The sequence below is a fragment of the Shewanella sp. 5S214 genome (assembly GCF_041439795.1).
Lineage (GTDB): Bacteria > Pseudomonadota > Gammaproteobacteria > Enterobacterales > Shewanellaceae > Shewanella > Shewanella vesiculosa.
Window position 1 is genome coordinate 1 of record NZ_JBGOOV010000019.1, and the last position, 12,410, is coordinate 12,410.

The 12,410-nt window shown below is 40.2% G+C and carries 8 protein-coding genes; 3 read left to right on the forward strand and 5 right to left on the reverse strand.

Annotation, left to right across the window (positions count from 1 at the left end; genetic code table 11):
• Positions 1-695: 695 nt before the first annotated feature.
• The gene (locus tag ACED29_RS13285; RefSeq protein ID WP_371697845.1) at positions 696-3,179 is read left to right on the forward strand and encodes a putative bifunctional diguanylate cyclase/phosphodiesterase; all 2,484 of its coding nucleotides are present in this window, start codon (positions 696-698) and stop codon (positions 3,177-3,179) included.
• Here ACED29_RS13285 and ACED29_RS13290 read toward each other — a convergent pair.
• Complete coding sequence (locus ACED29_RS13290; RefSeq protein ID WP_182742943.1) at positions 3,145-4,119, reverse strand: alpha/beta fold hydrolase; 975 nt, start codon at positions 4,117-4,119, stop codon at positions 3,145-3,147. The genes ACED29_RS13285 and ACED29_RS13290 overlap by 35 nt on opposite strands.
• A gap of 61 nt (positions 4,120-4,180) precedes the next feature.
• Entirely contained in the window at positions 4,181-5,989 is a 1,809-nt protein-coding gene (locus tag ACED29_RS13295; RefSeq protein WP_371697878.1) for a DUF885 family protein, read from the reverse strand.
• Between the two features lie 215 nt (positions 5,990-6,204).
• Between ACED29_RS13295 and add the strand changes: the two genes are divergently transcribed.
• Entirely contained in the window at positions 6,205-7,203 is a 999-nt protein-coding gene (add, locus tag ACED29_RS13300) for an adenosine deaminase (protein WP_371697846.1), read from the forward strand.
• A 71-nt stretch (positions 7,204-7,274) separates the two neighbouring features.
• Here add and hemN read toward each other — a convergent pair whose 3' ends face one another.
• From hemN to ACED29_RS13315, 3 genes are all read right to left on the reverse strand, one after another.
• The gene (gene hemN, locus ACED29_RS13305) at positions 7,275-8,651 is read right to left on the reverse strand and encodes an oxygen-independent coproporphyrinogen III oxidase (protein WP_124017782.1); all 1,377 of its coding nucleotides are present in this window, start codon (positions 8,649-8,651) and stop codon (positions 7,275-7,277) included.
• Between the two features lie 295 nt (positions 8,652-8,946).
• Positions 8,947-9,696: an NRDE family protein gene (locus ACED29_RS13310; RefSeq protein ID WP_371697847.1), complete on the reverse strand. Its 750-nt coding sequence runs from the start codon at positions 9,694-9,696 to the stop codon at positions 8,947-8,949.
• Positions 9,697-9,740: 44 nt separating this feature from the next.
• The gene (locus ACED29_RS13315; RefSeq protein ID WP_371697848.1) at positions 9,741-11,327 is read right to left on the reverse strand and encodes a metal transporter; all 1,587 of its coding nucleotides are present in this window, start codon (positions 11,325-11,327) and stop codon (positions 9,741-9,743) included.
• A 316-nt stretch (positions 11,328-11,643) separates the two neighbouring features.
• On the opposite strand from ACED29_RS13315, the gene ACED29_RS13320 reads away from it, so the two are divergent.
• Positions 11,644-12,240, forward strand: coding sequence for a YhgN family NAAT transporter (locus ACED29_RS13320; RefSeq protein WP_124017779.1), 597 nt, complete (start codon positions 11,644-11,646; stop codon positions 12,238-12,240).
• Positions 12,241-12,410: the final 170 nt, after the last annotated feature.

The following is a 12,410-nucleotide window of genomic DNA, read 5'->3' on the forward strand; positions in this document are numbered from 1 at the left end:
TCGCCGATGGTAGTGTGGGGTCTCCCCATGCGAGAGTAGGTCATTTCCAGGCGCCAAATAAAACAGCAAGGCCACTCTAACCGAGTGGCCTTTTTGTTTTGTGCCTTAAACCTAAGCAATTAGTCAGTGTGGATGATATGCCCATGCGAGTGTCCGTAATTTTACGTCTATAGTTAAAATACTTTGAGTTATCTGATGTTTACCTGTGCACATTAAGTAAAACATTATTGCCGTATGATCGATATGCTCAGATGAGAGATGATGGCTGTACGCTACAAACTGATGTATCAGGCTTTTGCTCTAACTGACTAACATTGAACCTTAGTTAACCTAAATAACTTATTGTCTACTTGTTCACATTTGGCTGTTAGATGGTTAATCTAGTCATCTCATTGTTTTGCAGTTTGATTAGATAAAGCTTAGCGTTATGCAATAAGTTGTTTCGTTTGATTTATTTTAGAGTACGTTACACCAATAATATCCTGAGTGTTTATTGTCATGGTGCATGTTTTATCTAGGTAAATAAAATTACACTTACAGCAGAAACAAGGTAGAGTATGTAGATCGATTTAAAGCTCCTAATAAATCAATAGTTTTTTATTTTGTATATGTTATTCGTCTTCATAACTATTGCTTTACTTGTTGATAAGATAACCGTTAGCGTATCTTCATATATTTAATTGGGTGGGTTTATTTTGCCTCGTTTGCCAAAAATTTCTCTGTCTATAATTGTCCCTGTGTGTGTTTTCACCCTCTACTTCGGCTTAGTATCTGGAGAGTATTTTTATGAGCATGCTGAGCTAAATGATCAGTTGGCATTAAGACAATCAGAGCAAATACAGAAAGACTTATTCAGAATGCGTCATGTGGTTGAATCTTCAATATTGATCCAAGATCCTGAACGGATAGAGCAGGAGGTTGCGTTAGTTTCAACCGATCAGAATATGATGGTCTATGTGATCCTTGATTCAGATAGTAAGATTCAATTTGCGAATCATATTATTTGGCGAGAAAGTAATGCTACCAATGTGTTAGAAGGTTATTCTGCTGATTTGCATAGAAGTGTTGTCAGCAACAATAAATCTTATTTAAAGGTTAACTTTGATCGTCTATCTATCCAAGCCTACTACCCTGTTAATGCGAATTCACGTTACAGTTATTCAAACTCCGTTGAACTGATTTACTTAGAATATGACATTGCTAATATACTAGCTGAAGCTGTTGATAGTCTCTTAAAGCGTTTTATGGAGATATGGGGCATTGGCGCTTTGTTACTGTCGTTATTTTGCGTGATGTTGCACTATTTGCTTATTCGGCCATTGAGCCAATTAAGCCAAGCCGCCAAAAACCTTGATTCACCTGATTTTAATACTGATATTGTGTGTGCATCAACTGAGTTGGTTAACTTACGAGATTATCTAAATCAAGTTAATGGGCGACTATCTCGAAGTAAGAAGCGTCTTAATGATGCTGAGCAACGCTGGCTATTTGCTGTTGAGGGGGCACGTAATGGTATTTGGGATTGGTGTATTTCTACTGGTGATGTGTTTGTTTCTGATCGTTGGAAAGATATCATAGGCTATCAGCCTTATGAGCTCGATAATGATTATTCTGTGTGGGAATCTCGTTTACATCGCGATGATAAAGCACAGGTTTTAAATACACTACAGAATTACATTCAGAATCAACATGAATATTATGAGAGTGTTTACCGTTTGCGCCATAAAGATGGCCGTTATATTTGGATTCTTGATCGTGGGAAAATTGTTGAGTGGGATGAACTCGGTCGGCCACTGCGTATTATTGGTACGATAACAGATGTTTCTGATGATGTTAAAAATCAATCAATTACCAATGAAAAACAAAGTCATAGCGGCCTTACGGATATCATTAATCGTGACCTATTAGCTGATCAACTGTTCGATCTACAAGTTTTCAGTCGTGAAACTGGCCAGTTCTCTGCACTGTTGATGATTAATTTAGATAATTTTAAATTAATTAATGATGGCTTGGGACGCCAGCTTGGTGACCGATTATTAATGCAGATAGCGGCAAGGTTATCAGCTACTTTTTCCAGTGTTGGCCAAGTTGCACGCCTTGGTGCTGATGAATTTGTCTTTTTAGTCAAAAACTTTGGTAATGATATCGATCAAGCAAATAAGCGTGCGCTAGCATTGGCAAGCGAAGTTAGACAGTTGATTGGGCGTAGTTTTACTATTTCAGATCAAAATTTATCCATTACTGCTCGGATTGGATTAGTTGTTTTTGATGGTATTGAGTCTTTAGAGCCGCAAGTATTACTGGCTCGTGTCGACAGCGCTTTAGAACAAGCAAAAGAGAGCCGTTCTAATGGTTGTGCTATTTATCAATCTGAATCTGTTCAGCATCAGGTTCAACCATTTAAATTACAAAACGAATTGAAACTTGCGATTCATAATCAGCAAATGTCTTTAGTCTATCAACCCGTTGTCGATCAGGCTGGACAGCTCAATAGTGTAGAAGTCTTGATGCGTTGGTATCATCCGCAGTATGGCTACATTAGCCCACGCAAGTTTATTACATCTGCTGAGTTGTCTGACTGTATCTTTGAGTTAGAGTTGTGGGCGCTAGATCAAGTTTGTGAAATGATTAAAACACTTCAACAAGCTAATGCAACTATTCCCATAATGTCGTTAAATATATCTTCACGCCATTTTCATCAAGATCACTTTGCTAATGTGATAATGAATCGAATTAACGCAGCACAAATATCTCCATCGTTACTTCAATTTGAGTTAGCGGCAGATGTGTTTGTGGTAAATGCGAGTGTCGCTAAAAACAAAATTGCTGAGTTACAACGATTTGGTATCAATATTGCGATGGATAATTTTGGCAGCGGATCTTGTGCTGTTTATTTGCTGCAAGGTATTCGTTTTTCACAAGTGAAACTAGCAGCCGTTTACCTTGAAGACATTGAATTTAACCCTGAAACCTTCAATATTGTTAATGCTATTATTGAGTTTGCGGCTAAATTAAATTTCCCTGTGGTGGCTAAACAGGTGGAGAATAAGCAGCAACTTAATTTATTAACACACGCAAAATGTACTTGGTTCCAAGGTTATATTATTAGTAGGCCATTAGATAATGACGACATCATTCAATTGATTAAGACTCAGCTATCTTTGAGTGTTGTGCCATAAAATCGATAGCATAAGAAAGCGCAATATTACGCATTTTATCACTCTCAATAAACACCTCGTGATACGCGCCTTCAATGACGACTTTATGACAATGATTACTGAGTGTTTGATTTTGCGACTCGTTACATACAATCCTATCTTTTTCAGCTTGCAAGATTAATATCGGGGTTTGGCTGTTTTTAGCATAGCTAATCGTGCTCTGCGCCGCATTCATTGCTTCAAGTAACCAATGATTCGTGGGCGAGCCCAATTGCACCTGAGGATTTTCCTCAAACACATTGCGATAGTGCTGGTAGCGATATTGGCTATGAGTGAGAAGATTTCGCTTAAAGCTATCGGGTTTGTAATGAGTACCACCAAGCACAAATGTACTGTGCACTTTACCTGCTTCAAGGCGATTGTTATCAAGTTTTTGAGCTAACCAATGGACAAGTGATTTCGCAAACGGTAGCCGTATACCAAACATTGGTGCTGAAAATACCGCTGCTGCAAATGTTTGTGGGTATTGATTAAGGTAATCACTTGCGATGGTACAGCCCATTGAGTGGGCGATACAAAATAACTCATCATGCTGTTGTGGACTAACTATTTGCTCGATAAATTGAGCCAAGTCAGCAGTGTAATCGCTAAAGTTTTCTACATAACCCTGAAATGGATTATGGGTGAGTCTATCTGATAAGCCTTGGCCTCGATGATCTAAAGCGTAAACGCTGAATCCTTGTTGATACAAATCAAACATCAATTCTTGATACTTTAAATAAGATTCAACTCTGCCATTGCTGATCACGATAGCGCGTTGCTTATTGGGGTGTTCGACCATTGCATAGGCAATGTTTATATTATCAGGAGTACAGAAACTAGATTGCTGTACTTGCTGCCAAAAGTGTCGCTGTTCGCTGGTATCGAGTTTTAATTCTGATGAAAATTTCATGTAATGCATTGTGATTAAGCCAGTATGTTTGAATCTAAAATAATATTTAATTTCTGAGTGTTTGTTTAATTTATACCTTGCTTGTCTCTTCTATATTCGCCTGCTGGCGAGTGATAAACTCATCAACCATTTGCTCTAGAACCGTCATTGGGATGGAGCCATTTTCTAAAATAGCATCATGGAACTTTCTGATATCAAAATCTTTTCCTAATGCTTTCTCTGCTTTAGCGCGTAAGCGTTTTATAGTTAATTCACCAATTTTGTATGATAAAGCTTGGCCCGGCCAAGAAATATAGCGATCGATTTCCGTGGTGACGTTGTGCATTGAAAGGGCTGTATTACTGGCCATAAAGTCGATCGCCTGCTGACGACTCCAACCTTTAGCGTGCATGCCTGTATCAACGACTAGTCGCGCAGCCCGCCACATTTCATAGGTTAAACGGCCAAAGTTGCTATAAGGGTCTCGATAAAACCCTGCTTCAACACCTAAATATTCTGAGTATAAACCCCAACCTTCACCAAATGCAGAGATGTAACTGTAACGCCTAAAATTGGGTAAGTCAGTGAGTTCTTTATTGAGTGAAATTTGCAAATGATGCCCTGGAACGGCTTCATGTAACGTTAATGCTTCTAGCTCGTAAAGTGGTCGTTTATCCAAGGCATAAGTATTGACCCAATAATAGCCGGGCTCGTCGTCACGGTTTGAGCCAGAGTAGCGCCCAGTAGTATATTTAGGTGCTATTTCTGCGGGCACTGGCGCAATACCATAAGGGGTGCGGGGTAATTTTCCAAAATACTTAGGCAATATGGCATCGGCTTTTTTGGCAATAAACGCTGCTTCTTTAAGTAGCTCATCTGCCGTTTTGGGATAGAACTGTGGGTCGGTGCGTAAGAATGCTAAAAATTCAGCAAAACTGCCCTGAAAGCCAACATCTTTAATGACTTGCTCCATTTCTGCTCTGATTCGCGCGACTTCTTGCAATCCAAGTTGATGGACTTCATCTGCTGTCATAGGCAGTGTGGTGTAATATTCCACTCTGTTTTGATAAAAAGCTTTACCATCCGGTAAGGCGGAGGCGGCAATATCTACCCGTGCATTGGGAATATATTCTTGAGTCATAAAATCATAAAACTGCTGATAAAGTGGCAGTACAATTTGCTCAACAGTTTCCCGACCTTGTTTGGTTAACGCTTGCTTTTCTGCTGCGCTAAAATACTCTGGATAGTGGGTAAACGGTGTAAAGTAACCACTGGCCTCAACAGGCACAATAAACGCGCTAATGCTGTCTTCAAAACCATTTAAGGTGATTTTTGCTGGGGTGATGCCACTGGCTAAGCCTTGTTTGAGCCAGTATGTTTGCTGAGCAAAATAGCGCGGTAGTTGTTTAAGTTTGGCTAAATAATGCTGATAATCCTCAACACTACTGAAACGCGCTTTAGCAATCGATGCGATGTAAGCATGGAAACCACTTTCTGCCGTAATAGGTAAATAGTGGTCATGAAAATGATACATATCGACGTCATTTTGTAGCTGGTCTTGCAAGATTTTGGCATTGATGACATCAGATTTTGATAACTGTGTTCGATCAAGTTGTTTGAGTGTATTGAGAATTTCGACAGTCTGTTGGTTTTTTTTTGCTAAGGTTTCTGCAGATAAATCGTCAAGCTTTCCTGCTGCTGTCGCATCACCTAAACTGGCGGCTAACTCTGGAGAATAGGCTAAATTAAGAGCCCAACTCTGGTCTATAATCACTTGCAAATCTGGCGCTATCAGTGTCTGTTGGCCTACGATTGATTCATTAACTTGAGTCGTCGGCGTATAGCTATTACAAGCCGATAAACTTAACATTATCAGTAACGGTAGGATCAGTAAGCGCATCGATAGTCCTTGATGTTTTAATCTGTTTGTCAGCATTAGAGTATGCCCGATTTAAGCATAAAAAACACATCACAAATAAGTATGTTTTTTTGCTGTCATAGATTCCATATAAAAATATTGCTCATCAGAATTTATATCAATACATGTTAAACTTAGTGCTATTCTCTGACCGACAAAACTAAACTAACGGCAGGGTAAGTTTATAGGGGTTAATTATGATAGATAAAACCATTCCGCTGGTTGATTTGCATCGACATTTAGACGGTAATGTTAATGTAAAAACCATTTGGGAATTAGGCCATCAACACGGTATTCAGCTACCCGCTAATTCGCTTGAAGAGCTTGCGCCATTTGTGCAAATCCAAGATAAAGAAAACAATCTAGTGGATTTTCTGAAGAAACTCGATTGGATGGTGGCAGTATTAGCTGATCTTGATGCTGTGAAACGTGTTGCCTATGAGAATGTTATTGATGCAGCATCACAAGGTTTAGATTACGCTGAGTTGCGTTTTAGTCCATATTACATGGCGATGAATCATAATTTGCCCATTGAAGGTGTCGTTGAAGCCGTTATCGATGGCGTACGTGCCGGTGTAAAAGAGCGTGATATTCAGATTAACCTGATCGGTATTATGTCGCGTTCATTTGGACAAGAAAAATGTCGCTTAGAGCTTGAAGGCATACTTGCTCATCGTGACAGCATTGTCGCGATGGACCTAGCCGGAGATGAACTTGGTTTTCCTGGCGACTTATTTACTGAGCACTTTAAGCGTGTTAGAGATGCAGGATTACACATTACTGCTCATGCTGGCGAAGCCGCGGGTGCTGAAAGTATGTGGCAAGCCATTAACGTTCTTGGTGCGACACGAATTGGCCATGGCGTGAATGCGATTCATGATCCTAAGTTGATGGAGTATTTGGCTAAGCATCGTATTGGAATTGAGTCATGTCCAACCAGCAACTTACATACGTCTACCGTTAAAGATTATGATGTTCATCCACTGCGTAAATTTATGGACGCAGGTGTATTGATTGGTCTTAATACCGATGACCCAGGTGTGAGCGCTATTGATATCGCGCATGAATATCGTGTGGTTAAATCTGAAATGGGTTTCAGTGATAGTCAACTGGCGACATTGCAACGTAATGGTGTTGAAATGGCCTTTATGTCTGACAGTGACCGCAAAGCGTTATACGCTAAAAAAGCTAAGTAAATAGCGAGTATGAATAAAAATAGCCAGCAAATGCTGGCTATTTTTGTATTCTACTTTGTATAAACAGTGAGTTAAATTACTCTTGAAAACTGCTGTTGACGGGCTTTTTGGCGATAATAGACATCAAAGCACATGCAAATATTACGAATAAGTAGCCGACCGGTCGGGCTTACTGTGAGTTTTCTATCAGTAATATTGACGAGCTTATCATCGATAAAAGTTTGTAATAGTTTGAGATCTTCCACAAAATATTCTTCAAAGTTTATCGCAAATTTTTGTTCAATTTTGGCCATGTCTAAATCAAAATGGCAGATAATTTGTTTAATTACCGCACGGCGAATTTCGTCATCGTGATTTAAACTACACCCTTTCCACAAAGCATGACCATTAGCATCAATCGCTTCGTAATATGGACGAATGTCTTTTTGGTTTTGGGCATAACAATCGCCAATTTGGCTAATAGATGACACTCCTAAACCAAGTAAGTCACATTCTTCTTGGGTGGTATAACCTTGGAAATTACGATGTAATTTACCGGCATTTTGTAATTTTGCTAACTCATCATTGGGCTTGGCAAAATGATCCATACCAATAAATTGATAACCTGCTGCGGTTAACGATTCAATCGTTTGATGCAGCATATCTAATTTCTGTTGTGGCGATGGCATATCGACTTCTTTAATTTTACGCTGCGCCGCAAAACGCGATGGCAAGTGTGCATAGTTAAAGACAGATAGACGATCGGGAGAAAGCTCAATAATTCGGGCTATCGTTTTAGCAAACGTTTCGGGAGTTTGTAGCGGTAATCCATAAATTAAATCAACGTTAGTTGACACAAACCCGAGTTCTTTTGCCCTAGCCATTAAGTCGAAAATAAATTGTTCGTCTTGCTCACGGTTAACGGCAACCTGTACTGCTTTATTAAAATCTTGTACACCAATAGACACTCGGTTAAACCCAGCTTCTTTTAAGGTATCAAGCATGCTCAGCTCGATTTCTCTAGGGTCGACTTCAATAGAGTATTCACCCACATCTGCAAAATTAAAGTGTTCTTTAATCAGTGCGGTCAGTTTTAGAATTTGTTCAGGGTTTAAAAATGTAGGTGTACCGCCACCCCAATGCATTTGGGTTACGGTGTAATTTTTGAACAATGGTGCACGTTTAATAATTTCAGTGGCCAGATATTCAATGTATTGATCGGCTTTGTGTGCGTGGCGAGTAATAATTTTATTACAACCACAGTAATAGCAAAGCTTAGCGCAAAAAGGGATATGTACATAAAGCGACAGTTTGTCTGATTTACTGTTTTGAATGGATGTCAGTAAATTCTGCTCAGTAAAGGCATCGTCAAACTCTAGTGCGGTCGGGTAAGAAGTATAACGGGGACCGCTGTAATTGTATTTTTCGATCATCGACTGATCCCAACTAATCTGAGTGGGCTGCTTCAAGGCGTGTCCTCCGGTGGTAAATTAGCAACAGGCGAATTATGCAATGTTCATGATCAAATAACCTTGATCTAGGTTGTAAAAATGAATGTTGCCTAGTGGAATAAAGGCACTTGAGCTAAGTCTTATATTGAATCTTAGTGGTAATGCGGGGTGGGTCACAGTTTGCAATAGCCAATGTGAGAGGTATTGAGCAGTAAGTCAGTCTTAAGGGTGAAGTTAACCTTACATTGGGATATCGGTGAGGTCAAAGGTGATGATTTTAGCCAACAGGTTTCATCTATTAGCCCTGTTGCGGTTAGTTAATACTAAAGTGCTGAGTCCCTAAATTACGCGCTTTACCATCATATCTCACTTCAGTAAGTTGCACATTTCCGTTTTTATGTTTCAACACTATGCTGGTTGAACGAGTACCGTATTCTTCATGCTGGATAAAAATAGCAGACAGTAGGCGTTCCCACTCAAGGCTAATACCTGTTTGAGGTAAATCTTGATCCTTTGGTTGTGAGGTATCTCGCATGATAGCGAGTAATTGGTCTATGCAAGGTGTCTGCATTTGCTTGATATAGGTTTGCAGCTGTTGCTGGCCTTTAGCCATTTTAGGCCATATATCATCCAATGCGCCGTTACTTACCGCATGAAATCCAGGCTCGAGTATAGTGGTAGTTGATGTTTTACTGTTAAAGCAGAGGAGTTGGTTGTGGTGTTCGAAGACTAAATTAAACGGATTATAATTAACCGAGTGTTCAGCTAGCCATTGACTATTAACGTGCTGTTTTGTTAGCGCATCAACCACTAATTCTCCACGACTGCGAACGCCATTTTGCAGTTCAATGGAGCGAATATTGGTTATTCCTGCAAATTGGCCTTGCTCATTAATGCCTAACCAAGTGCCGCCAGCTTGCTTGTCTTGCCCAGCAATAATGGCAGGATGAGTTGGCCAGCGATACGCTGGTTCAGTTGCTCTGTGATGAAATTCGTCACGGTTTGCACAAATAATTAAGGGGTAGTCGGGATGCGCCTCAACGGCAATAAATAAAATACACATAGCGGCCCCCTTAAATATATTGTCATCATTAGCGACTAAATAGATTAATGATGATGTTTATGTGTCGATGCTGAGTCATGATGATGTGGCGCTTTAATGTCTGATGGATGGCCGTGATCATGTGGATGTGACACTGATTTGAGGTTAATCATCAAACGGCTTAAAAATTTGCGCGGCCCGAGCCTAAGTAAACTGGCACCAAACAATAAAGCTATGGCCACTAAACCAACAATGTTAGCAGACTCTGGTAAGTGTAATGTTAATGTTGAACTCAATGTGAATTGATCTGCCGCCATTAATCCTAGCAGTAAAATTCCGCCTAACATCAGCCCTTGTTTCCAATTCATTAACTTCAATTGACCAATACTAATTACTGGTGCGGCCAATAAAGTAAAGGCTACCGCAATTTGGCTCCAACCACTGTAAGCCAGAGATAAAGCCAAAATTACCGTGCCTAAATTACAAAAACGCATTGGTAAAAATACTAACAATAAAATAAATACCTGTAATGCAGGGTTTGCTAGTGGTACAGATGGATGACCAATCAGATTTGCTAGTACTAAACTAAGAATTATCCAAGGCGCACTTCGGTCGACTAATTGGCTAAAACCAAAACGCCATGGTGACTCTGATGCTGTTGGATGTGGGTCGGTTATCTCGACTTGCGTTAGGGTCATGAGTGCCCCTAACGCGAATAATCCCAGAGCTTGATAAAGCGCAAACCAAGGCCCTAATAATAAGATGGTAATTAATAATGCTTCCGGCCCCGCTAATCGCTGTAACCAACGTAGTCCCAAGGACGGATGAGAGGGGCGTAACCCAGATGCAAATCGAGCCGTAGCAATAAAATAGCTGCCTAATAAAATCGGTGAAATGGTCAGTAACCAACTCATAAATTGCTCTGAACCATGATTTTGATGAGCATGTTCATGGCCGCCAGTATCCATCAATAGCAGTAGCGCTAATAATCCTAAGCCTAATAAGCTGCCAATACCGGCTTGGTATTGATATTTGCCCTGCTTGTCTTCTTGTTGATGACCATGAGGTTGATGTAATACCACGTGTAAAATTGAGCCGGTAACAAAGGCTTGCAAATAAACGGTATTTTCAAGGCTCAACTGGGCTAATAGGTGTTCACCTGCAAAGTAGCCGACGCTGGTTAATATCATCATTGCCGCTAATACAGCACTGGCCCATCGATTACCCACTTGTGGTTTGAGTAACCACCAAATGGCGACACCAACAGGTAAGCGATGCATGATCACGCCTAAGGCCAGCAGTGTTGAATTGCCATCCTGTTGCGCCAAGACCATGGCTCCGCCGTCGGTCACTGTGTGTAACAGGAGCCCGGCAATACCTAATGTGAGAGTGATGTTATGGGTGATATCTGAATAGCGATGAAACAGCTTTTCACTGGCTGTTGGTCCCCAAACGCCGAGCATGACAAACAATAGCGTGATGAATCCACCATGCTCCAATAGCTCAGGCAAAATATGGATGAGCACTAATCCGCCAAGAGAGACAAAAATGAACCCATCTAAGCCCTTTTGCAATCCGCTACCTGATGCGAAGAAGCGATAAAAAAGTGGCCCAAACAGCAGTGCAACACAACTAGCAATTAGATAGAGCATGTTATCCAGAAATCAATCGAAAAAAACAACGCAGTATATCATTTTAAACCAGTATTGTAGCGTGTGAATCTATTAAGCTGAAAAATTTACCTAAAGAGGGGGCTAATTTTGATCGCGTTTTTGGGCATGAGGTTGAAAAAGTTTTTTAGATCATAACTTTGGTCGTAGTGGTGCTGCTATTTATTCGGGGGTATTTGTTGCAATCATTTACGACGATCACCTTACGATTAGCAATAAAGTAGTGGTTTGCATCGCAAATATTGTGCTGTTAGGTATACAATGTAGCCTATGTTTTTTAATTAAAAGATTGTTGTCCATGGATATTTTTTCTGCAGCTGTCATGTTGTTCTTGATTATGGATCCGCTAGGTAATTTACCTATATTTGCTTCCATATTACGTCATATTGACCCTAAAAAACGTCGTAAAGTCTTAATCCGTGAGCTATTGTTTGCGCTTATTATTATGTTGTCTTTTTTGTATGCTGGCGAAGCTATCCTTAACTTTCTCAACTTACGTTCTGAATCCGTGAGTATTGCGGGCGGCATTATCTTGTTCTTAATCGCGATTAAAATGATTTTCCCATCGCCAGGCGGTGTTGCTGGATTAGCCGCCGGGGAAGAGCCTTTTATTGTCCCTATGGCAATCCCATTAATGGCAGGACCATCTATTTTGGCGGCATTAATATTACTGGCGCACACAGATAGTAGTCGTATGATTGATTGGACCATAGCACTGGTCTCAGCATGGGGAATGAGTGCGGTTATTTTAATGTTTTACAAGTTGTTTACTCGCATACTTGGTGAGAAAGGCTTAATCGCAGTAGAGCGGTTAATGGGGATGGTTTTAGTGATGATCTCGGTACAAATGTTACTTGATGGGATATCGAATTATATTAATTCCGCCACGAATTAAGCCATTATTTCTCGATAGGTTTTACAGACTATACACTTCGTTCGAAAGATTAAAAATCAATCTGTCTACCTAGTACTGGTTATTCGTAGAGCGTTAAAGCCGACCTAATAGGGTCGGCTTTTTTGTTTTAGAAGCAGAATAAATCATCGTTTATATTAATTTTTAAGCGA